Source organism: Pseudomonas sp. NY15364, assembly GCF_048068235.1.
Lineage (GTDB): Bacteria > Pseudomonadota > Gammaproteobacteria > Pseudomonadales > Pseudomonadaceae > Aquipseudomonas > Aquipseudomonas mendocina_D.
Genome location: NZ_JBLUPX010000002.1, coordinates 12,031 through 33,141, shown reverse-complemented (window position 1 = coordinate 33,141; position 21,111 = coordinate 12,031). Strand labels below are relative to the sequence as shown.

At 60.9% G+C, this 21,111-nt stretch carries 22 protein-coding genes; all 22 read right to left on the bottom strand.

What is annotated here, in order from left to right; all coding sequences use genetic code 11:
- Positions 1–17: 17 nt before the first annotated feature.
- The 22 genes from ACNFCJ_RS02535 to rnpA all read right to left on the bottom strand — a co-directional run bounded on the left by ACNFCJ_RS02535 (position 18) and on the right by rnpA (position 21,106).
- Complete coding sequence (locus ACNFCJ_RS02535) at positions 18–248, bottom strand: hypothetical protein (RefSeq protein ID WP_104729428.1); 231 nt, start codon at positions 246–248, stop codon at positions 18–20.
- Entirely contained in the window at positions 245–2,095 is a 1,851-nt protein-coding gene (glmS, locus tag ACNFCJ_RS02530; RefSeq protein WP_416769632.1) for a glutamine--fructose-6-phosphate transaminase (isomerizing), read from the bottom strand. Before glmS ends, ACNFCJ_RS02535 begins: the two co-directional genes overlap by 4 nt.
- Before the next feature lie 10 nt (positions 2,096–2,105).
- Entirely contained in the window at positions 2,106–2,876 is a 771-nt protein-coding gene (locus ACNFCJ_RS02525; RefSeq protein ID WP_416769630.1) for a DeoR/GlpR family DNA-binding transcription regulator, read from the bottom strand.
- A gap of 73 nt (positions 2,877–2,949) precedes the next feature.
- Positions 2,950–3,561, bottom strand: a complete 612-nt coding sequence (locus ACNFCJ_RS02520) for a LysE family transporter (protein WP_179574972.1) — start codon at positions 3,559–3,561, stop codon at positions 2,950–2,952.
- A gap of 56 nt (positions 3,562–3,617) precedes the next feature.
- Positions 3,618–4,976: a bifunctional UDP-N-acetylglucosamine diphosphorylase/glucosamine-1-phosphate N-acetyltransferase GlmU gene (gene glmU / locus ACNFCJ_RS02515; protein WP_416769628.1), complete on the bottom strand. Its 1,359-nt coding sequence runs from the start codon at positions 4,974–4,976 to the stop codon at positions 3,618–3,620.
- 125 nt (positions 4,977–5,101) lie between these two features.
- Positions 5,102–5,536: a F0F1 ATP synthase subunit epsilon gene (locus tag ACNFCJ_RS02510; RefSeq protein WP_017676260.1), complete on the bottom strand. Its 435-nt coding sequence runs from the start codon at positions 5,534–5,536 to the stop codon at positions 5,102–5,104.
- A 79-nt stretch (positions 5,537–5,615) separates the two neighbouring features.
- Positions 5,616–6,992, bottom strand: a complete 1,377-nt coding sequence (gene atpD, locus ACNFCJ_RS02505; RefSeq protein ID WP_064493638.1) for a F0F1 ATP synthase subunit beta — start codon at positions 6,990–6,992, stop codon at positions 5,616–5,618.
- Between the two features lie 30 nt (positions 6,993–7,022).
- A complete protein-coding gene (gene atpG, locus ACNFCJ_RS02500; protein ID WP_072425164.1) occupies positions 7,023–7,886 on the bottom strand; it encodes a F0F1 ATP synthase subunit gamma in 864 nt (287 codons plus the stop codon).
- 48 nt (positions 7,887–7,934) lie between these two features.
- On the bottom strand, positions 7,935–9,479 hold the full coding sequence (gene atpA / locus ACNFCJ_RS02495) for a F0F1 ATP synthase subunit alpha (protein ID WP_021487437.1): 1,545 nt from the start codon (positions 9,477–9,479) through the stop codon (positions 7,935–7,937).
- 15 nt (positions 9,480–9,494) lie between these two features.
- On the bottom strand, positions 9,495–10,031 hold the full coding sequence (locus tag ACNFCJ_RS02490; protein WP_099525061.1) for a F0F1 ATP synthase subunit delta: 537 nt from the start codon (positions 10,029–10,031) through the stop codon (positions 9,495–9,497).
- Between the two features lie 12 nt (positions 10,032–10,043).
- Positions 10,044–10,514, bottom strand: coding sequence for a F0F1 ATP synthase subunit B (locus tag ACNFCJ_RS02485; RefSeq protein ID WP_021487439.1), 471 nt, complete (start codon positions 10,512–10,514; stop codon positions 10,044–10,046).
- A gap of 85 nt (positions 10,515–10,599) precedes the next feature.
- A complete protein-coding gene (gene atpE / locus ACNFCJ_RS02480) occupies positions 10,600–10,827 on the bottom strand; it encodes a F0F1 ATP synthase subunit C (protein ID WP_003241387.1) in 228 nt (75 codons plus the stop codon).
- Positions 10,828–10,893: 66 nt separating this feature from the next.
- Entirely contained in the window at positions 10,894–11,712 is an 819-nt protein-coding gene (atpB, locus tag ACNFCJ_RS02475) for a F0F1 ATP synthase subunit A (protein ID WP_179574975.1), read from the bottom strand.
- Between the two features lie 24 nt (positions 11,713–11,736).
- Positions 11,737–12,126: a F0F1 ATP synthase subunit I gene (locus ACNFCJ_RS02470; protein WP_084341357.1), complete on the bottom strand. Its 390-nt coding sequence runs from the start codon at positions 12,124–12,126 to the stop codon at positions 11,737–11,739.
- A gap of 130 nt (positions 12,127–12,256) precedes the next feature.
- The gene (locus ACNFCJ_RS02465) at positions 12,257–13,126 is read right to left on the bottom strand and encodes a ParB/RepB/Spo0J family partition protein (RefSeq protein ID WP_143505832.1); all 870 of its coding nucleotides are present in this window, start codon (positions 13,124–13,126) and stop codon (positions 12,257–12,259) included.
- An 11-nt stretch (positions 13,127–13,137) separates the two neighbouring features.
- Positions 13,138–13,926, bottom strand: coding sequence for a ParA family protein (locus ACNFCJ_RS02460; protein ID WP_108235089.1), 789 nt, complete (start codon positions 13,924–13,926; stop codon positions 13,138–13,140).
- An 11-nt stretch (positions 13,927–13,937) separates the two neighbouring features.
- On the bottom strand, positions 13,938–14,585 hold the full coding sequence (rsmG, locus tag ACNFCJ_RS02455; protein ID WP_256834277.1) for a 16S rRNA (guanine(527)-N(7))-methyltransferase RsmG: 648 nt from the start codon (positions 14,583–14,585) through the stop codon (positions 13,938–13,940).
- On the bottom strand, positions 14,582–16,474 hold the full coding sequence (gene mnmG, locus ACNFCJ_RS02450) for a tRNA uridine-5-carboxymethylaminomethyl(34) synthesis enzyme MnmG (protein ID WP_416769620.1): 1,893 nt from the start codon (positions 16,472–16,474) through the stop codon (positions 14,582–14,584). Before mnmG ends, rsmG begins: the two co-directional genes overlap by 4 nt.
- A 716-nt stretch (positions 16,475–17,190) precedes the next feature.
- The gene (mnmE, locus tag ACNFCJ_RS02445; RefSeq protein WP_416769618.1) at positions 17,191–18,558 is read right to left on the bottom strand and encodes a tRNA uridine-5-carboxymethylaminomethyl(34) synthesis GTPase MnmE; all 1,368 of its coding nucleotides are present in this window, start codon (positions 18,556–18,558) and stop codon (positions 17,191–17,193) included.
- A gap of 157 nt (positions 18,559–18,715) precedes the next feature.
- Positions 18,716–20,461, bottom strand: coding sequence for a membrane protein insertase YidC (gene yidC, locus ACNFCJ_RS02440; RefSeq protein ID WP_416769616.1), 1,746 nt, complete (start codon positions 20,459–20,461; stop codon positions 18,716–18,718).
- A 2-nt stretch (positions 20,462–20,463) separates the two neighbouring features.
- Positions 20,464–20,709, bottom strand: a complete 246-nt coding sequence (gene yidD, locus ACNFCJ_RS02435) for a membrane protein insertion efficiency factor YidD (RefSeq protein WP_061238809.1) — start codon at positions 20,707–20,709, stop codon at positions 20,464–20,466.
- Positions 20,702–21,106, bottom strand: a complete 405-nt coding sequence (rnpA, locus tag ACNFCJ_RS02430) for a ribonuclease P protein component (RefSeq protein ID WP_416769614.1) — start codon at positions 21,104–21,106, stop codon at positions 20,702–20,704. Before rnpA ends, yidD begins: the two co-directional genes overlap by 8 nt.
- Between the last annotated feature and the right edge of the window lie 5 nt (positions 21,107–21,111).

Below are 21,111 nucleotides of genomic sequence, written 5' to 3'. Positions count from 1 at the left end.
CAACTGTGAGCAACTGCTCAGAGCTGTACTTCCACCCGTTTGATACCCAAGCCACGCAGCTCAACCATCAACGCATCCAGACTGGTAAAGGTCTGCACCTGCTCGGCAGCGTCCACCAGAAAGAAGCTGCGCCCCGCATCCTTGTTGAAGAACACGATCCATTCGCTGGTATTGGCCGGGTTGACCATGACCTGGGTGTGGAACACCACGCCATCGGCCAACCGCTTGATCACGTCCTCACGCTTCATTCGACTGTCACGCTCTTGGCCAAATTACGCGGCTGGTCGACGTCGGTGCCCTTGAGCACGGCGACGTAGTACGACAGCAGTTGCAGCGGCACGGTGTAGAGGATCGGCGCTAGCAGGTCATGGATATGCGGCATTGCCACCACATGAGTGCCCTCGCCGTTGCTCATGCCAGCCTGCTGGTCGGCGAAGACGATCAGCTCGCCACCACGCGCACGCACTTCCTGCAGGTTGGATTTGAGCTTTTCCAGCAGCTCGTTGTTAGGCGCCACGGTCACCACCGGCATATCGGCGTCGACCAACGCCAGCGGGCCGTGCTTGAGCTCACCAGCCGGGTACGCCTCGGCGTGGATGTAGGAGATTTCCTTGAGCTTGAGTGCCCCTTCCATGGCCACCGGATATTGCGCGCCACGGCCGAGGAACAGGCTGTGGTGCTTCTCGGCGAACAGTTCGGAGATTTTCTCCACGGTCTTGTCCATGGCCAGGGCTTCGCCCAGACGGGTCGGCAGGCGACGCAGTTCGTCTACCAGTTGCGCTTCCAGCGCCTTGTCCAGGGTGCCGTGCACCTGGCCGAGGGACAGGGTCAGCAGCATCAGGCCGACCAGCTGGGTAGTGAAGGCCTTGGTCGAAGCCACGCCGATTTCCGGGCCGGCCTGGGTCAGCAGGCACAGGTCGGATTCGCGTACCAGCGAGCTGGTGCCGACGTTACAGATCACCAGGCTGGCCAGGTAGCCGCCCTGCCCCGGCGCCTTCTCCTTGGCATTACGCAACGCGGCCAAAGTGTCGGCGGTTTCGCCGGACTGCGAGACGCTGACGAACAGGGTGTCCGGCTGCACTACCACCTTGCGGTAACGGAATTCGCTGGCCACCTCGACCTGGCAGGGAATGCCAGCCAGCTCTTCCAACCAGTAACGGGCGACCATACCAGCGTGGTAGCTGGTACCGCAGGCGACGATCTGCACGTTCTTGACCTTGGCAAACAGCTCGGCCGCCTGCGGGCCGAAGGCCTGCACCAGCACGTGGTCGCTGCCCAGTCGGCCTTCCAGGGTGCGTTGCACCACCTTCGGTTGCTCGTGGATTTCCTTGAGCATGAAGTGGCGGTACTCGCCCTTGTCGGCGGCTTCGGCACCTTCGTGGTACTGCACGGCTTCGCGCTGCACCGGATTGCCACTCGCGTCCCAGATCTGCACGCCGTCGCGGCGGATTTCGGCGATATCGCCTTCTTCCAGGTACATGAAACGGTCAGTGACCTGGCGCAGGGCCAACTGGTCGGAGGCGAGGAAGTTTTCCCCCAGACCGATACCGATCACCAGCGGGCTGCCACTGCGCGCAGCGAGCAGACGATCCGGCTGTTTGGCACTGATCACGGCCAGGCCGTAAGCGCCGTGCAGTTCCGGGATGGCAGCCTTGAGCGCGGCCGCGAGGTCGCCGAACTGCTGCAGCTTGTGATCGAGCAGGTGGACGATGGTTTCGGTGTCGGTGTCTGAGCTGAAGACGTAGCCCAGGCCCTTGAGACGCTCACGCAGCGCTTCGTGGTTCTCGATGATGCCGTTGTGCACCACGGCCAGATCCTGGCCGGAGAAGTGTGGGTGAGCATTACGCTCGCTCGGCGCACCGTGGGTGGCCCAGCGAGTGTGGGCGATGCCAAGACGCCCGGCCAGCGGCTCGGCGTCCAGCGCGGCCTGCAGTTCGCTGACCTTGCCGACCCGGCGACGGCGATCCAGTCCACCCTGCTCGGTCAGCAGCGCTACACCGGCGCTGTCGTAACCGCGGTATTCCAGGCGCTTGAGGCCTTCGACCAGTACAGGGGTGATATTGCGCTCGGCGATGGCGCCTACGATTCCACACATGGGGCTCTCCTTAGTTTTCCAGCGGCGCGAGGATCAGCTGGATGCCACGCGCGCGTATCTGTTCGGCGGCCTGGGTATCCAGGCGCTCGTCGGTAATCAGGGTGTGGAGGCTGCTCCAGGGCAGTTCCAGATTGGGAATGCGCCGGCCGATCTTGTCACTCTCGACCATGACGATGACTTCGCGAGCCACCTCAGCCATGACTCGCGACAGACCGAGCAGCTCGTTGAAGGTGGTGGTACCACGCTCCAGGTCGATGCCGTCGGCGCCGATGAACAACTGGTCGAAGTCATAGGAACGCAGCACCTGCTCGGCCACCTGGCCCTGAAAGGACTCCGAGTGCGGATCCCAGGTGCCGCCGGTCATCAGCAGCACCGGCTCGTGTTCGAGTTCGCGCAGGGCGTTGGCCACATTCAGCGAGTTGGTCATCACCACCAGTCCGGGCTTGTAGCCAAGCTGCGGGATCATCGCCGCCGTGGTGGTGCCGCTGTCGATGATGATCCGTGCGTGCTCGCGAATACGTGCCACCCCAGCGCGGGCAATCGCCTGTTTGTGCGGGGAAACGAACTGCGTCGGCTCGCTGATCAGTTCCTGCGGCACCGGCACCGCACCGCCATAGCGACGCAACAACAGACCGTTTGTTTCCAGGGCGGCAAGGTCCTTGCGAATGGTCACTTCGCTGGTGGCGAAGTGCTGAGCCAGGGCATCCACCGACACCTCGCCCTGCTCGGCGAGCAAGGCAAGAATGGTGTGACGACGTTGCGGCGTATTGCGCTTCGACATGCTTAAGTTTCGATTCGAAAGATAACGGCGCGAATCAAAACATATGATCGAAAAGCCCGCAAGCGTCCGCCGGTCAGTTCAGCGTCAGCTTGACCCCGAAGCCGACCAGGCACAGCCCCGCCAACTTCTCGAGACCACGGGCGATACGCGGGTTGGCGCGCATACGCTCGGCGAGAAAGTGTGTCAGCAGCACGATAAGAAGGCCGTAGAGAAAGGTCAGCGCCATGATGGTCACGGCCATGAAAGCGAACGTAGTCAGTCCCTGATGCCGCTGCGGGTCGATGAACAGCGGGAAGAAGGCCATATAGAAAATGATGGCCTTGGGGTTGAAGACCGTGATCACCAGGGTTTGCCAGAGGTACTGGCGCGGCTTGATCTCCAGTGTCGGCGCCGCCCCCGGCTTGGCCAGAATCATGCGCAGGCCGAGGTAGACCAGGTAGGCCGCACCGAGCCATTGCACGACATGGAAGGCCGCCGGATAGGCCTTCAGCAGCGCAGCAACACCGGCCACCGCCAACCACAGCAGCACCTGGTCGCCGAAGATGATACCGAAGGTCGAAGCCAGCCCGCCACGAATCCCGCCCTTGCCGGTGGAGAGGATCAACGCCAGGTTACCCGGCCCGGGAATGGCCAGCAGGATGATGAAGGCCACCACGAAGGCGGCATAATCCGTCACGCCGAGCATACAGAGCTGCCTCCGACAGGTTATACACAGGCCCGGTCACCCAGGCCCGATCAGGTTCACTTCTTGGTGGGGCGCTTCCAGCCTTCGATATTGCGCTGCTTGGCACGCCCGACAGCTAGCATATCGGCCGGCACATCGCTGGTCACTACCGAGCCGGCGCCCGTGGTGGCGCGGTCGCCCAGGTTCACCGGCGCCACCAGCGCGCTGTTGGAGCCGATGAACACATCCTCGCCCATGACCGTGCGGAATTTGTTGGCACCGTCGTAGTTGCAGGTGATGGTGCCGGCACCGATATTGGTCCGCGCGCCGATCTCGGCATCACCCAGGTAGCTCAGGTGACCGGCCTTGGCGCCTTCACCCAACACTGCGTTCTTCAGTTCGACGAAGTTACCCACATGGGCCTTGGCACCCAGTTTGGTCCCCGGACGCAGGCGAGCGAACGGACCGCAATCGGCGCCCTCGCCCATCTCGGCGCCGTCCAGGTGGCTGTTGGCCTTGACGATGGCGCCCTTGCGCAGCACCGAGTCCTTGATCACGCAGTTCGGGCCGATCTGCACATCGTCCTCGATGATCACCTTGCCTTCTAGGATGACGTTGATGTCGATGGTCACGTCGCGGCCAACGCTGACGTCACCACGCACGTCGAAGCGATGCGGGTCGCGCAGGGTGACGCCCTGGGCCATCAGGCGACGGGCCATTCGCTGCTGGTAATGGCATTCAAGCTGGGACAACTGGATACGGTCGTTGGCGCCGAGCACTTCCATCTCGTCGGCAGCGCGCTCGGTGGCCACGGTCAGGCCATCGGCAACAGCCATGGCGATCACGTCGGTCAGGTAGTACTCACCCTGGGCATTGCTGTTGGATAGGCGCCCCAGCCAGTCAGCCAGGCGCTTGCCCGGAACGGCGAGGATGCCGGTGTTGCCCTCACGAATCTGCCGCTGCGCCGCGCTGGCGTCCTTGTGTTCGACGATAGACTGCACCACACCGCTGCCATCGCGCACGATACGGCCATAGCCGGTCGGATCGGCCAGCTCGACGGTGAGCAGGCCCAGTTGATCGTCACTGACCAGCGCCAGCAGACGCTGCAAGGTAGCGGTTTCGATCAACGGCACATCGCCATAGAGGATCAGCACGGTATCAGCGCTAAGCTGCGGCAGGGCCTGGGCCACGGCATGGCCGGTGCCGAGCTGCTCGGCCTGGATGACGAAATTCAGGTCGTCGGCGGCCAGGCGCTCGCGCACCTTGTCAGCGCCATGGCCGATCACCACCTGGATACTCTGCGGCTGCAAGCTGCGTGCAGTATCGATGACATGCCCGAGCATGGGCTTGTCGGCGACCGGATGCAGCACCTTCGGCAGCGCCGAACGCATGCGCGTGCCCTGGCCGGCGGCCAGAATGACGATATCCAGACTCATAGAAAGCTCCTTGCTGGGCAAAATTAGGCGGCGGCGGGAAAGAGCCGCAGACGAAAAGCATTATTTTGCCAGAAACGCAAAGGGGCGACATAAGTCGCCCCTTTGCGTGATACCGCGATACGCGATCAGCGGCTGCGGCCGCCAAACTTCTTGCGCATCTCTTCGATGGTGCGCAGCTGGGCAGCAGCTTCGGCCAGGCGTGCCGAAGCACTGCCGTAGTCGAACTCGGTGCCCTTTTCGCTCAGCGCCTTCTCGGCAGCCTTGCGTGCCTCGATGGCAGCGGCTTCATCCAGGTCGCCAGCGCGAACAGCGGTGTCGGCAAGAACCTTCACCATGCTCGGCTGAACTTCCAGGAAGCCACCGGAGATGTAAAACACCTCCTCGGTGCCACCCTGCTTGATCACTCGCACCGGACCCGGCTTGAGATCGGTCAGCAGCGGGGTGTGGCCCGGCAGGATACCCAGGTCACCGAGGTGACCGTGGGCGATGACCATTTCCACCAGCCCCGAGAACAGCTCTTCTTCCGCACTGACGATATCGCAGTGGACTGACATAGCCATAACAATGCCTCGGTTGAGAGGCCGGATCAGGCTGCTGCCCGCTCCGGCCCGGACGCCCTCTGGAGGGCGCACCCGTTACTTACAGTTTCTTGGCTTTCTCGATGGCTTCGTCGATGCCGCCTACCATGTAGAACGCTTGTTCCGGCAGGTGGTCGTAGTCGCCTTTGAGAATGCCGCTGAAGCCGGCAATGGTGTCCTTCAGGGACACGTACTTGCCCGGGGCACCGGTGAAGACCTCAGCCACGAAGAACGGCTGGGACAGGAAGCGCTGGATCTTACGAGCGCGAGATACCAGCTGCTTGTCGTCTTCGGACAGCTCGTCCATACCCAGGATCGCAATGATGTCCTTCAGCTCTTTGTAGCGCTGCAGAACATACTGAACGCCACGAGCGGTCTCGTAGTGTTCCTGGCCGATCACGTTAGGATCCAGCTGACGGCTGGTGGAGTCCAGCGGGTCAACGGCCGGGTAGATACCCAGGGAAGCGATGTCACGGCTCAGTACGACGGTGGCGTCCAAGTGGGCGAAGGTGGTCGCCGGGCTCGGGTCGGTCAGGTCGTCCGCAGGTACGTATACGGCCTGGATCGAGGTGATCGAGCCTTTCTTGGTGGAGGTAATACGCTCCTGCAGAACGCCCATCTCCTCGGCCAGAGTCGGCTGGTAACCTACTGCCGACGGCATACGGCCGAGCAGTGCGGATACTTCGGTACCGGCGAGGGTGTAACGGTAGATGTTGTCGACGAACAGCAGAACGTCACGACCTTCGTCACGGAACTTCTCGGCCATGGTCAGGCCGGTCAGTGCTACGCGCAGACGGTTGCCTGGTGGCTCGTTCATCTGACCGTAAACCAGGGCTACCTTGTCGAGAACGTTGGAGTCCTTCATCTCGTGGTAGAAGTCGTTACCCTCACGAGTACGCTCACCCACACCGGCGAACACGGAATAACCGCTGTGCTCGATGGCGATGTTACGGATCAGTTCCATCATGTTCACTGTCTTGCCGACACCGGCACCACCGAACAGACCGACTTTACCGCCCTTGGCGAACGGGCAGACCAGGTCGATAACCTTGATGCCGGTTTCCAGCAGCTCGTTGGAGCCAGCCTGTTCGGCATAGCTCGGCGCAGGGCGGTGGATTTCCCACTGCTCTTCTTCACCGATGGGGCCGGCTTCGTCGATCGGGTTGCCCAGCACGTCCATGATCCGGCCCAGGGTCGCTTTACCGACCGGTACGGAGATGGCCTTGCCAGAGCTGTTGACGTCCAGGCCACGCTTGAGGCCTTCGGTCGAACCCATCGCAATGGTACGTACCACGCCGTCGCCCAGCTGCTGCTGAACTTCCAGGGTGGTTTCGGCGCCAACTACTTTCAGCGCTTCATAAACACTCGGCACCTTGTCACGCGGAAATTCCACGTCGATGACGGCGCCGATGATTTGAACGATACGTCCGCTACTCATCTTTGGTTCCTCTGAATATTTGAACCGTTCTTAAACCGCGGCAGCGCCGCCGACGATTTCCGAAATTTCCTGGGTGATCGCTGCCTGACGTGCCTTGTTGTAAACCAGCTGCAGGTCTTTGATGAGCTCACCGGCGTTGTCGGTTGCGTTCTTCATCGCGATCATCCGCGCAGCCTGTTCGCACGCGCTGTTCTCGACCACGGACTGATAGACCTGCGACTCGACGTAGCGTACCAGCAGCGCATCCAGCAATTGCTGGGCGTCCGGCTCGTACACGTAGTCCCACAGACCTTTCTGCACGCCTTGTGCATCGCTCGCGGCCAGCGGCAGCAGCTGCTGCACTTCCGGCTTCTGCGTCATGGTGTTGACGAACTTGTTCGACACCAGATACAGACGATCGATACGGCCCTCGGCATAGGCATCCAGCACGACCTTGACGCTACCGATCAGGTCGTTGATGGACGGCTCTTCACCCAGCTTGCTGATAGCGGCAACCACGTTGCCCCCGTTGCTGCGGAAGAAGCTCGCGCCCTTGCTGCCCACCACGCAGAAATCAGCCTCGACCTTCTGGTCGCGCCATTCCTTCAGGCTTCTGAGCAGCGCCTTGAACAGGTTGATGTTCAAGCCACCACACAGCCCACGGTCCGAGGTCACCACGATATAACCGACGCGCTTTACATCACGCTCCACCATGAACGAGTGGCGGTATTCCGGGTTCGCCTTGGCCAGGTGACCAATCACCTGACGAATACGCTCAGCATAGGGACGACCGGCAGCCATGCGCTGTTGAGCCTTGCGCATTTTGCTGACCGCCACTTTTTCCATGGCGCTGGTGATCTTTTGCGTGCTTTTGATGCTCGCAATCTTGCTGCGAATCTCTTTTGCGCCTGCCATTTCACACCTTTTGGTTCAAGCAGGCGGGGGCCAAAGCCCCCGCTGCGGTTACCAGGTTTGGGTGGCCTTGAACTTCTCGATACCGGCTTTCAGGCCAGCGTCGATTTCGTCGTTGAAGTCACCCTTCTCGTTGATCTTCGCCATCAGGTCGGCGTGATCACGCTTGAAGAAGGCGATCAGGGCCTGCTCGAAGCTGATGATCTTGGCGACTTCGACGTCCTGCAGGAAGCCACGCTCGGCTGCGTACAGGGACACCGACATTTCGGCAATGGACATCGGCGCATACTGCTTCTGCTTCATCAGCTCGGTTACGCGCTGACCATGCTCGAGCTGCTTGCGGGTGGCTTCGTCCAGGTCAGAAGCGAACTGGGCGAATGCCGCCAGTTCACGGTACTGAGCCAGAGCGGTACGGATACCACCGGAGAGCTTCTTGATGATCTTGGTCTGAGCCGCGCCACCGACACGGGATACCGAGATACCGGCGTTGACGGCCGGACGGATACCCGAGTTGAACATGGCCGATTCCAGGAAGATCTGACCGTCGGTGATCGAGATCACGTTGGTCGGAACGAACGCGGAAACGTCACCCGCCTGGGTTTCGATGATCGGCAGGGCGGTCAGCGAGCCAGTCTTGCCCTTCACGGCGCCATTGGTGAACTTCTCGACGTACTCTTCGGAAACGCGCGAAGCACGCTCCAGCAGACGGCTGTGGAGATAGAACACGTCGCCCGGGTAGGCTTCACGGCCTGGCGGACGGCGCAGCAGCAGGGAGATCTGACGGTAGGCAACGGCCTGCTTGGACAGGTCGTCGTACACGATCAGGGCATCTTCACCGCGGTCGCGGAAGTATTCACCCATGGTGCAACCGGAGTACGGCGCGAGGAACTGCAGGGCAGCCGATTCGGAAGCCGAAGCAGCAACCACAATGGTGTTGGCCAGAGCGCCAGCTTCTTCCAGCTTGCGCACCACGTTGGCGATGGTCGATTGCTTCTGACCAATGGCGACGTAGACGCAACGGATGCCGCTGTCTTTCTGGTTGATGATGGCGTCGACGGCCAGAGCAGTCTTACCGATCTGACGGTCACCGATGATCAGCTCGCGCTGGCCACGGCCTACCGGGATCATGGCATCGACCGACTTGTAACCGGTCTGCACCGGCTGGTCGACCGACTTACGCCAGATCACGCCCGGCGCAACCTTTTCAACGGCGTCAGTAGCGGCGGCGTTGATCGGGCCTTTGCCATCGATCGGGTTGCCCAGTGCGTCAACGACGCGACCCAGCAGCTCCGGACCAACCGGAACTTCCAGGATGCGACCGGTGCACTTGGCGCTCATGCCTTCGGCGAGGGTCAGGTAACCACCCAGTACTACGGCACCTACGGAGTCTTGCTCCAGGTTCAGGGCCATGCCGTACACGCCACCAGGGAATTCGATCATCTCACCGTACATGACGTCGGCGAGGCCGTAGATGCGCACGATACCGTCGGAAACGCTGACGATGGTGCCTTCATTACGGGCTTGAGCGGATACATCAAGCGACTCAATGCGCTGCTTGATGATTTCGCTAATTTCGGAAGGATTCAATTGCTGCATGCCAGTTCCCTCAAATCAGGATTTCAACGCTTCGGCCAGCTTGTTCAGCTTGCCGCGGACCGAACCGTCGATGACCAGGTCACCTGCACGAATGACAACGCCGCCGATCAGGGCGGGATTGACCACGGGCGTGGGCTGGACGGTGCGATCGAGCCGCTTGGAAAGGGCGGCAGCCAGAGTTTGCAATTGCTCAGCACTGAGCTCGAACGCCGACTCGACTTCGACATCGAGGGCGCGTTCGGCTTCAGCCTTCAGCACAGCGAATTGTTCGAGTACTACCGGCAGCAGCGACAGTCGGTCGTTGCTACCCAGCGAGTGCAGGAAGTTGCTGAACGAAGCGTCGATGTGACCGGCACAGAGCTGCGCCAGCACATTGACTTTCTGCTCATCGGTCAACGCCGGGTTGACCAACTGCTGAGCCATGGCCGGCGCTTGAACCGCAGCAGCGGACAGCGACAGCATGTTCAGCCAGGCATCGGCCTGCTGTGCAGCACTGGCAAACTCAAACGCAGCTTTCGCGTAGGGCCGAGCGAGCGTGTTGGTATTGATCATCGCGAGCCTCGCTTAGAGTTGAGAGGCCAGTTTTGCGACCAGATCGTTGTGCGCAGCGCCGTCCACGGAGGACTGCAGGATCTGCTCGGCGCCGGTGACAGCCAGAGCTGCTACCTGTGCACGCAGTTGTTCCTTGGCACGGTTCACTTCCAGATCGATTTCGGCTTTTGCGCCAACAATCAGCTTTTCACCTTCGGAGCGGGCCTGGGCCTTGGCTTCTTCGACGATTGCGTTGGCGGTCTTGTTCGCCCGGTCGAGAATCTCGGCAGCTTGCTCTTTGGTTTCACGAAGCATCTGGGCAGCGCGTTCCTGGGCCAACTGCAGATCGCGCTCAGCGCGCCCGGCAGCATCCAGACCTTCTGCGATTTTCTTCTGGCGTTCCTGCATGGCCAGCGTCAGCGGCGGCCATACGAACTTCATGCAGAACCAGACGAAAATAGCGAAGGCAATCGTTTGACCGAACAGGGTCAGGTTAATGTTCACAGCGATTTACCTCGTGCTATCTCGTGTTCAGGGAAGAAAAGCCTGAAGAGGCAGCACTCATCATGCTGCCTCGACTCAGGAACTCTTAACCCGCGACAACGAAGATCAGGTACATCGCGATACCAACACCGATCATCGGAACGGCGTCGAGCAGACCGGCCATCAGGAAGGTCTTGGTTTGCAGCTGCGGGCCCAGCTCAGGCTGGCGAGCGGTGGATTCCAGCAGCTTGCCGCCCAGCAGGGCGAAGCCGATACCGGTACCCAGGGCACCCAGACCGATCATGATGGCAGCGGCGATGTAGACGAGTTCCATAGTTAGCTCCAGAGTTTTTAGAGGTTAAGGTTACGAGTTAGGGGTTTTCGGGTTTTTCGATGCCGATCAGTGGTGATCTTCGTGCGCAGCACTCAGATAAACCACGGTCAGCACCATGAAAATGAACGCCTGCAGCGGAATGACCAGGATGTGGAAGATAGCCCATGGCACGTTGAGACCCCACTGAACGTAGAAGGGCAGCAGCGCGATCAGGATAAACACCACTTCACCGGCATACATGTTGCCGAACAGACGTAGGGCCAGGCTCAGCGGCTTGGTCAGCAGGCCGATGATTTCCAGGAACAGGTTGAAAGGAATCAGCGCCCAGTGATTGAACGGGGTGAACGACAGTTCCTTGGTAAAACCACCGATGCCCTTGACCTTGATGCTGTAGAAGATGATCAGCAGGAACACGCCCAGGGAGATACCGAAGGTACCGTTAGGGTCGGCGGTGGGGACGATCTTGAAGTACGGCAGGCCCATGGCATGCGCCAGGCCAGGAATGTAGTCGACCGGGATCCACTTCAGGCTGTTCATCAGGAACACCCAGACGAAGATGGTCAGGGCCAGCGGCGCAACCAGTGGGTTCTTGCCGTGGAAGGTGTCCTTGACGATGCCCTCAACGAACTCGATGCACATCTCGGCCATGTTCTGCAGGCCCGTCGGTACGCCGGTAACGGCACGCTTGGCAGCAATGCGGAACAGCGTGACGAAGATCAGGCCCATGAACAGCGACCAGCCCAGGGTGTCCACATGGACAGCCCAGAAACCCATGGCTTTCACTTCTTCCGGGGTCTGGGCAATGATCCAGCCCTTGTCCGGATGAGCGCCGTAGACCAGGTTCTGCAGGTGATGCTGGATATATTCTGCTGGGGTATCAGCCATAAACGCCTCAAACGGTCCAATGCTTCAGAAAACTTTCATGAGTAGGGGCGCACAAGCTGCTGCCAACAGGGCCAGCAGATAACCGATGAACAGCTGCATCGGTGCAAGTGGTTCAACCCCTACGAACGCCAGTGCAAACAGCACTGCCGTGATAATCCATTTACCCATGGCCCCGGCCCAGATCGACTGGACGATGGCTCGGGCCGAACGCGCGCCAAAATAACGAAAGGCCTTGAATGCAAAATACGCGTTGGCCAGCAGGGCAATCAGCCCACCCAGCAATGCTGAATAGGCCGCAACCCATCCACCACTGATGGCAAAAACCACTGCAATTGCAGCCGTCACGATGGCCTGAAAAATCAGGATCGGAAAACCTGGCTGACGATGAAACGGGGCCTTACTCGGGATGCCCATCGACCTCTCCCATAAAGCCGCCGAATCTCGGCTCATAGCCGACAAAATTGCGCGGGGAGTATATGGGCCTGCCTACGCCTGATCAACCATGCTGTAGTAGCAGTGGACCAGGACTACAGGCTGAATTGTTTCAACGAATGTGCGCCAGTACGCCCTGCAATTCGTCGAGTGAACTGTAACGGATCACCAGTTGCCCTTTGCCCTTGCTACCGTGCTTGATCTGTACCGGCGAGCCCAGACGCTCTGCGAGCTTCTGTTCCAGGCGGCTGATGTCCGGATCGGCCTTGGCCTTGGCCGGGGCCGGTTTGGCACTCAGCCACTGGCGCACCAGCGCCTCGGTCTGACGAACGGTGAGGCCGCGTGCGACAACGTGTCGCGCCGCTTCGACCTGCTGTTCCAGGGGCAAACCGAGCAGCGCACGAGCATGGCCCATTTCCAGATCGCCATGAGCGAGCAGAGTCTTGATCTCTTCGGGCAGGGCGATCAGACGCAGCAGGTTGGTGATGGTGACGCGGGATTTACCGACGGCATCGGCGACCTGTTGCTGGGTCAGCTCGAATTCCTGCTGCAGGCGCTGCAGGGCCACGGCTTCCTCGATCGGATTGAGATCCTCGCGCTGGATGTTCTCGATCAGCGCCATGGCGATGGCGGCCTCGTCGGGCAGCTCGCGCACCATGGCCGGGATCTTGTCCTGACCAGCCAGTTGGCTGGCCCGCCAACGGCGTTCACCGGCAACGATCTCGAAACGGCCGTTACCGATGGGACGCAGCACGATGGGTTGCATCACGCCCTGGGCGCGGATGGAGGCGGCGAGTTCTTCCAGCGCAGTCTGGTCCATGTCACGACGCGGCTGGTACTTGCCGCGCTGGATCAACTCCAGCGGCACGTATTGCAGCTCACGGGTGTCGACCTGGGCGGCTTCTTCCTGCAGTGCGCTGACGGTGTTGCCGCCAAGCAGGGCGTCCAGACCTCGACCCAGACCTCGTTTCTTCGCAGCCATGCGGATGTTCCTTAAGCGGTAGCGGTTTTCGCGGCGGCGCGCTGACGGCGCACCAGCTCGCCGGCCAAAGCCAGGTAGGCAATGGCCCCACGGGATTGTTTGTCGTAGACCAGCGCCGGCATGCCGAAGCTCGGCGCCTCGGCCAGGCGCACATTGCGCGGAATCACGGCGTCATACAGCTTGTCGCCGAAGTGTTCCTTGAGCTGAGCGGTGACGTCGTTGGTCAGGCTGATACGCGGGTCGTACATGGTGCGCAGCAGACCTTCGATCTGCAGCTTGGGATTGAGCAACTGGGCGATGCGCTGGATGCTGTTGACCAGATCGGACAAGCCCTCGAGCGCGTAATACTCGCACTGCATGGGGATGATCACGCCATCGGCGGCGACCAGGGCGTTGATGGTCAGCATGTTCAGCGACGGCGGGCAGTCGATGAGGATGTAATCGTAGTTCTCGCGGATCGGCGCCAGGGCATAACGCAGGCGGCTCTCCTTCATCTTCATTTCCAGCAGTGCCACTTCCGCAGCGGTCAGATCGCGGTTGGCCGGCAGCAACTGGTAGCCGCCGTGCTCGGAAAACTGCATGGCCTGGCTCAGGTCGCATTCGCCGATCAGCACGTCGTAGATCGAGTGCTCGAGGGCGTGCTTGTCGATGCCGCTGCCCATGGTCGCGTTGCCCTGCGGGTCGAGGTCGATCAGCAGCACGCGGCGCTTGGTCGCTACCAGTGAAGCAGCCAGGTTGATGCACGTCGTGGTTTTGCCCACGCCGCCTTTCTGATTGGCGATCGCGAATACCTTGGCCATCTTCTTTCCCCTTAGACCGAGCGACGCAGTATCAACAGATGGCGTTGGCCTTGGCAACCGGGAACCCGCAACACGTGCGTGGCACTGAGACGGAAGTCCGTCGGCAGCGCCTGCAGCTCGTCATCCGGGTGCACGCCCTTCATCGCAAGCCAGTGCGTGTCGGCGTTGCCAAGGTGGCGCGTCCAGTTGCTGAAATCTTCCAGGCTGCTGAAAGCCCGCGAGCTGATGCCGTCGAAAGGCTGCTCCGGTCGATACGCTTCGACCCGGTTGTGGACAACCTCGAGGTTGGCGAGTTTCAGCTCCAGCTTCACCTGCACCAGAAAACGAGTCTTCTTGCCGTTGGAGTCGAGCAGGGTGAAGCGGCGCTCGGGGAACATGATCGCCAGCGGTACACCGGGCATGCCGCCGCCGCTGCCGACGTCAAGCCAGTTATCCCCACGTTCGGCCACGAAGGGGACTACCGACAGGCTGTCGAGCAGATGGCGCGAGACCATCTCGTTGGGGTCGCGCACCGCGGTAAGGTTGTAGGCCTTGTTCCACTTGATCAGCAGGCCCAGGTAGGCGAGCAGTTGTTCCTGTTGCAACGCGCTGAGCTCGATACCCAGTTCGCGTGCGCCTTGGAGCAGTTCTTCGGCGTGACGTTGAGTGACCGACATCAGGCGCTCTGCTCCAGTTTCTGCCCAGCGCTGCGCTTCTTCAGATGAATCAGCAACAGCGAGATGGCTGCCGGGGTAACGCCGGGGATGCGCCCAGCCTGACCAAGGGTGGCGGGGCGGGTATTGCCGAGCTTGAACTGGATCTCCTTGGACAACCCGGAGATGCTGCTGTAGTCCAGGTCTTCCGGCAGCTTGGTGTCCTCACTGGCGCGCAGCTTGGCGATCTCTTCCTGCTGACGGTCGATGTAACCGGCGTACTTGGTCTTGATCTCGACCTGTTCGGCCACCAGGTTATCCACAGCCGGTGCCTCGGTCAGTTCGACCAAGGTGGCGTAGTCGATCTCCGGGCGAGCCAACAGGTTGAGCAGGTTGTATTCGTGGGCCAGCGGCGTACCGAAGCGCGCGGCAATCGCATCACCCTGAGGCGTGCCCGGGCGTACCCAGGTGCTCTTCAGGCGCTGCTCTTCCTGCGCAATACCTTCACGCTTGGCCTCGAAGGCAGCCCAGCGCTCGTCGTCGATCAGCCCCAGCTCGCGGCCTTTTTCGGTCAGGCGCAGGTCAGCGTTGTCCTCACGCAGAATCAGCCGGTACTCGGCACGCGAGGTGAACATGCGGTACGGCTCCTGGGTGCCCAGGGTAATCAGGTCGTCGACCAGTACGCCGATGTAGGCCTCGTCGCGACGCGGGCACCAGGCCTCTTTGCCTTGTGCGCGTAGTGCGGCGTTGCAGCCCGCCAGCAGGCCCTGCGCACCGGCCTCTTCGTAGCCGGTGGTGCCGTTGATCTGCCCGGCGAAGAACAGACCGCCGATAACCTTGGTTTCCAGGCTGTACTTCAGGTCGCGCGGATCGAAGTAGTCGTACTCGATGGCATAGCCAGGGCGCACGATATGGGCGTTTTCCATACCACGGATGCTGCGCACGACCTCCAATTGCACGTCGAATGGCAGCGAGGTGGAGATGCCGTTGGGATACAGCTCGTGAGTGGTCAGGCCTTCCGGCTCGATGAACACCTGGTGGCTGTCCTTGTCGGCGAAGCGGTGGATCTTGTCCTCGATCGACGGGCAGTAGCGTGGGCCGACACCTTCGATCACGCCGGAGTACATCGGCGAACGGTCGAGGTTGGCGGCAATGATCTCGTGGGTACGGGCGTTGGTATGGGTGATCCAGCAGCTGATCTGCTTGGGCTGATGCTCACGCTTGCCGAGGAAGGACATCAGCGGCGTGGGGGTGTCGCCTGGCTGTTCAGTCATCACCGAGAAATCAACCGAACGTCCATCAATGCGCGGCGGTGTACCGGTTTTCAGGCGGCCGACGCGCAGCGGCAGCTCGCGCAGGCGATGTGCCAGGGCGATGGAGGGTGGATCTCCCGCACGACCACCGGAATAGTTCTGCAGGCCAATGTGGATAAGTCCGCCGAGGAATGTGCCTGTGGTCAACACCACGGAATCCGCATGGAACCTGAGGCCCATCTGGGTGATCACGCCTTTGACCTCAGCGTTTTCCACAATCAGATCATCGGCTGCCTGTTGAAAGATCCACAGGTTGGCCTGGTTTTCCAGAATCTCGCGCACCGCAGCCTTGTACAGCACGCGGTCAGCCTGCGCGCGGGTAGCACGAACGGCTGGGCCCTTGCGGCTGTTGAGGATACGGAACTGGATGCCACCCTTGTCGGTAGCAGTGGCCATGGCACCACCAAGTGCATCGATTTCCTTGACCAGGTGGCTCTTGCCGATCCCACCGATGGCCGGGTTGCAGCTCATCTGGCCAAGGGTCTCGACATTGTGGGTGAGCAGCAGGGTCTTCACGCCCATGCGTGCTGCAGCCAGGGCTGCTTCGGTACCGGCATGACCGCCACCGATCACGATCACGTCAAAACGGGAAGGGAAATCCACCACGCACCTCGTGCCTGTTGAGAAGGGGTCTGAAAGAAAGGCGGCAAGTATAGGGACTTAAGCCTGCTGAATGAAGCCTTCTGCACAAAAAATAGCCAACCGGATAGCGCGGGCCTTTCCCATCGACCTGCTTACCTGATCACCCTCTGACCCGTGAGAAATACGCGCAGGCTTATAAAGAATAGAAAGAGAGAATTTTTATAAAGCTTGTTCTTTATGTTTATGTATAGAGCAAGCCCTTTCTGTGGATAACCCTCTGTAACCCTTGCTGTTAGAGGTGTATAGCGAATGATAAGCCTGTGTCGATCCTGCTCGCTTCCACTGAGAAAGCTGCTGAACCACTGTGGATGGAAGTGCCAGTTACCCACAGGGGTGGTTACGCCCAGCTTTGTCATAGGGTTATGGGCAGGGTTCAGGGGCGGTTTTCCACAGGGTTTATTTGGGCCTGAATAACTCAGTAGATGCGCAGCAGCAGCCCGTTCATTGGTGATCCAGCAAGCTCGTTTGTGGGGAAATCTGCCCGGCGCGTAAGTCCAGTCAGATGTGTGAAGGAGTGGATGCCCCGCCGCGAATCAAGACGACGCGCAAGGGTTCTTAACCCGGGTGAAAGCCCGGGAATGACAAGGAGGGGAAAGATTGATGGCGGGCACGCATGCGCTTTCGCGGATAAATCCGCTCCTACAAGAGCCCTGTAGGCAAGAGCATGGAGGAAGGTTTCACTTGCCGATGCAGAAGCTGGAGAAGATCCGCCCCAGCAGGTCGTCGCTGCTGAAGGAGCCCGTGATCTCGCCCAATGCCTGCTGGGCCATGCGTAGATCCTCGGCCAGCAGTTCGCCGGCGCCCATCAGGGTGAGCTGGTTGCGGCCGTGTTCGAGGTACTGCTCGGCCTGGTGCAGCGCTTCCAGGTGGCGGCGGCGGGCGCTGAAGCCGCTTTCTGCAGTCTGTTGATAACCCATGCTGGCTTTCAGGTGCTCGCGCAGCAGCTCGAGGCCTTCGGCGGACTTGGCCGACAGGCTGAGGGTGACGTGGCCATCGGCGCTGGTTTCCAGCGCGACTGCTTCGCCGGAGAGGTCGGCCTTGTTGCGGATCAGGGTGACCCGTGCTGGATCCGGACGCTGCTCCAGAAACTCTGGCCAGAGAGCAAAGGGATCGGCGGCTTCCGGCGCAGTGGAGTCCACTACCAGCAACACACGGTCAGCCTCACCGATGGCCTTGAGTGCGCGCTCTACACCGATGCGCTCCACCTGATCGTCGGTATCACGCAGGCCGGCGGTGTCGACCACATGCAGCGGCATGCCGTCGATGTGGATATGTTCGCGCAACACGTCGCGGGTGGTGCCGGCGATATCGGTGACGATAGCGGCTTCACGCCCGGCCAGGGCATTGAGCAGGCTGGACTTGCCGGCATTGGGTCGGCCGGCGATGACTACAGTCATACCGTCGCGCAGCAATGCGCCCTGGCCAGCCTCGCGCAGTACTGTGGATAAGTCTGTACGCACGCCGTCCAGTTGGTTCAGTACATGGCCATCGGCGAGGAAGTCGATTTCCTCCTCGGGGAAGTCGATGGCGGCTTCGACGTAGATGCGCAGTTGGATCAGCGATTCGGTCAACGCATGCACGCGTTTGGAGAACTCGCCCTGCAGGGAACGCAGCGCATTGCGAGCGGCCTGCTCGGAGCTGGCCTCGATCAGGTCGGCAATGGCTTCGGCCTGGGCCAGGTCGAGCTTGTCATTGAGGAAGGCGCGTTCGCTGAACTCACCAGGACGCGCCAGGCGTGCCCCCAACGCCATGCAGCGGCGCAGCAGCAGATCGAGCACCACCGGGCCGCCGTGGCCCTGAAGCTCCAGTACGTCTTCACCAGTGAAGGAGTTGGGGCCGGGAAAATAGATGGCCAGCCCCTCATCCAGCGTCAGCTCGCTCTCGCCATAGAACGGACCGTGATGAGCGAAGCGCGGCTTCAGCTCGCGACGGCAGATGGCCTGAGCCAAATCGCCGGCCAGTGGACCGGATACCCGCACGATGCCCACGCCACCACGACCCTGGGCGGTAGCGACGGCGGCGATAGTGTCTCGGGCGTGGTTCATGGCGGTTTACTCGATGTTTATGGGGCTAGTAGGCGCGCGGAAGAAGAACTGTGGATAACAGCGATTCGCGAGCAGAGCTCGCTCCTACGTTAAATGCTCGGATAGCAAAACGCCCCAATCATGGGGCGTTTGCTTGATGCTTGGAAGCCTTGGCGAATCAGGCGTTGGCCGCTTTCGTTGCTGCTTCGATCCGGCGGGTAATGTACCACTGCTGGGCGATGGACAGGCAGTTGTTGACTACCCAGTACAGCACCAGACCTGCAGGGAACCACAGGAAGAAGAAGGTGAAGATGATCGGCATCAGCTTCAGCACGCGGGCTTGCATGGGGTCCGGCGGCGTCGGGTTGAGCTGCTGCTGGATGAACATGGTCGCGCCCATGATGATCGGCAGGATGAAGAACGGATCCTTGATCGACAGGTCGGTGATCCAGAACATCCACGGGGCCTGACGCATTTCGACCGATTCCAGCAGCACCCAGTACAGGGCGAGGAATACCGGCATCTGCACCAGGATCGGCAGGCAGCCGCCCAACGGGTTGATCTTCTCTTTCTTGTACAGCTCCATCATCGCCTGGGACATCTTTTGGCGATCATCACCGTGCTGCTCTTTCAACGCCTGCAGTTTCGGCGATACGGCACGCATGCGTGCCATCGAGCGGTAGCTGGCAGCAGACAGCGGGAAGAAGATCAGCTTGATGATGATGGTCAGGACGATGATCGACCAACCCCAGTTACCGAGTACGCCGTGGATCACTTCCAGCAGCCAGAAGATCGGCTGGGCGAGGAACCACAGGAAGCCGTAGTCCACGGTGAGCTCCAGGCCCGGTGACAGGGTGCCGAGGTGCTCCTGCAGCTTGGGACCAGCGTAGAGGATCGCACCAGTCTCGCCCTGCGCGCCGGCAGCAACCTGCACGGACGGGCCGGTGAAGCCGACGATGTAGTTACCCTGGCTGTCCTTGCGGGTTTGAATCAGGTTGGTGCTGTCCTTGCTCGGCACCCAGGCGGTCACGAAGTAGTGCTGCAGCCAGGCAACCCAGCCGCCTTGCACGGTTTCCTTGAAGGACTGCTTGTCGATGTCCTTCATCGACACCTTTTTGTACGGCTCGTCGGTGGTCCACAGAGCGGCGCCAAGGTAGGTGGCGGTGCCGGTAGCGGTGGTCGAGGACGGGTCGCCGCTGTTGTCGCGCTTGAGCTGGGCAAACAGGTTGCCGCTCCAGGCTTGCTCGCTCTGGTTGTCGATCAGGTAACGCACGTCGACCTGATAGGCGGACGGATCGATGCAGCCAGGCTTCTTCAGTTCCTGCTCACGCGCGGAGCATTGCGGGTTGAGGCCGCGCTTGAAGCTGTAGCGCTTGATGTAGTTTACGCCGTTCTCGCTGAACGTGAGATCGACCACCAGGCTGTCCTGGCCTTCGGCCAGTTCGTAGCTCTGCTTCTCGCTGCTCCACAGGGAACGACCGCTGGATTTGTCCGGAGCGTTCTGGCCGATCAGGCCGCTCTGCGCGAGATAGGTGCGCTCGTTGCCGTTGTCGAACAGCTGGAACGGAACGTCGGGGCGGTCCTGACGGCGCGGGTACTGCGGCAAACGCAGTTGCACGACATCACCACCACGCGGGTCGATGGCCAGGTCCAGCACATCGGTCTTGACGCGAATCAGCTCATCGCTGGTAGCGGCAGTAGGCGCGACAGCAGCTGCAGTAGGCTCGGCCACGGCAGTTGGAATGTCGTCGCCGCCAGTGTTGGCGGTTACAGCAGGTGTGTCGGGCAGGGCAGGCGTCGCCGCGGTCGAGGTACTAACCTCGGCTGGCATAGCAGCCTGGCCATAGTCCTCGTTCCATTGCAGGACCATGAGGTAGGACACGACTGCCAGGGCGACGATCAGGATCGAACGTTGGATATCCATGATTATTCGGCCATCGAAGGAGAACGGGATGTTTTAACGGGGGGAACCGGATCGAAACCGCCGGCATTCCATGGGTGACAGCGACCGAGACGGCGCGCCGTCAGCCAGCCACCACGCAGGAAGCCATGTTGTTCGATGGCTTCGTAGGCATAGCAGGAGCAGCTGGGGTAGAAACGACAATGACTGGCCATCAGCGGGCTGATGGCGTAGCGATAAACCTGGATACAGGCTAGAGCCGCTTTACGCATGGGGATTGTCGCTTGTCCCGGGGGATAAGTCTGCGTCGCGACTGGGCCGGCTTCGGGCCAAGCGTTTCCAGAGTTTGCCGAACTGCTGGGCAAGTTCGCCATTCTCCAGATCACCTAGCCCTTTGCGGGCGACCACCACGATGTCCCAGCCTGTCAGGCTGACCTGATTGAGGCGAAAGGACTCGCGGATTTGACGCTTGATGCGGTTGCGCTCGACGGCGAGCTTGACGCTCTTCTTGCCGATCACCAGACCTAGGCGGGGATGATCAAGCTGGTTATCGCGCGCTAGCAACAGGACACTTTTGCCCGGAGCTTTACCGCTTGGGGAGTCGAAGACTGCCTTGAATTGCCGGGGAGTCAGCAGTCGCTTTTCCCGGCCGAAGCCTCGACTCACCACCTGTC

What these genes read in the sequence shown, in the direction of transcription:
- yidD (WP_061238809.1), bottom strand. Translation starts at nt 20,709, where the DNA reads ATGCGTAAAGCGGCTCTAGCCTGTATCCAGGTTTATCGCTACGCCATC.
- ACNFCJ_RS02490 (WP_099525061.1), bottom strand. Translation starts at nt 10,031, where the DNA reads ATGATCAATACCAACACGCTCGCTCGGCCCTACGCGAAAGCTGCGTTT.
- glmU (WP_416769628.1), bottom strand. Translation starts at nt 4,976, where the DNA reads ATGAGTCTGGATATCGTCATTCTGGCCGCCGGCCAGGGCACGCGCATG.
- ACNFCJ_RS02520 (WP_179574972.1), bottom strand. Translation starts at nt 3,561, where the DNA reads ATGCTCGGCGTGACGGATTATGCCGCCTTCGTGGTGGCCTTCATCATC.
- ACNFCJ_RS02525 (WP_416769630.1), bottom strand. Translation starts at nt 2,876, where the DNA reads ATGTCGAAGCGCAATACGCCGCAACGTCGTCACACCATTCTTGCCTTG.
- ACNFCJ_RS02510 (WP_017676260.1), bottom strand. Translation starts at nt 5,536, where the DNA reads ATGGCTATGTCAGTCCACTGCGATATCGTCAGTGCGGAAGAAGAGCTG.
- atpG (WP_072425164.1), bottom strand. Translation starts at nt 7,886, where the DNA reads ATGGCAGGCGCAAAAGAGATTCGCAGCAAGATTGCGAGCATCAAAAGC.
- yidC (WP_416769616.1), bottom strand. Translation starts at nt 20,461, where the DNA reads ATGGATATCCAACGTTCGATCCTGATCGTCGCCCTGGCAGTCGTGTCC.
- ACNFCJ_RS02465 (WP_143505832.1), bottom strand. Translation starts at nt 13,126, where the DNA reads ATGGCTGCGAAGAAACGAGGTCTGGGTCGAGGTCTGGACGCCCTGCTT.
- ACNFCJ_RS02470 (WP_084341357.1), bottom strand. Translation starts at nt 12,126, where the DNA reads ATGGGCATCCCGAGTAAGGCCCCGTTTCATCGTCAGCCAGGTTTTCCG.
- glmS (WP_416769632.1), bottom strand. Translation starts at nt 2,095, where the DNA reads ATGTGTGGAATCGTAGGCGCCATCGCCGAGCGCAATATCACCCCTGTA.
- atpB (WP_179574975.1), bottom strand. Translation starts at nt 11,712, where the DNA reads ATGGCTGATACCCCAGCAGAATATATCCAGCATCACCTGCAGAACCTG.
- atpD (WP_064493638.1), bottom strand. Translation starts at nt 6,992, where the DNA reads ATGAGTAGCGGACGTATCGTTCAAATCATCGGCGCCGTCATCGACGTG.
- atpE (WP_003241387.1), bottom strand. Translation starts at nt 10,827, where the DNA reads ATGGAACTCGTCTACATCGCCGCTGCCATCATGATCGGTCTGGGTGCC.
- mnmE (WP_416769618.1), bottom strand. Translation starts at nt 18,558, where the DNA reads ATGAACCACGCCCGAGACACTATCGCCGCCGTCGCTACCGCCCAGGGT.
- ACNFCJ_RS02535 (WP_104729428.1), bottom strand. Translation starts at nt 248, where the DNA reads ATGAAGCGTGAGGACGTGATCAAGCGGTTGGCCGATGGCGTGGTGTTC.
- atpA (WP_021487437.1), bottom strand. Translation starts at nt 9,479, where the DNA reads ATGCAGCAATTGAATCCTTCCGAAATTAGCGAAATCATCAAGCAGCGC.
- ACNFCJ_RS02460 (WP_108235089.1), bottom strand. Translation starts at nt 13,926, where the DNA reads ATGGCCAAGGTATTCGCGATCGCCAATCAGAAAGGCGGCGTGGGCAAA.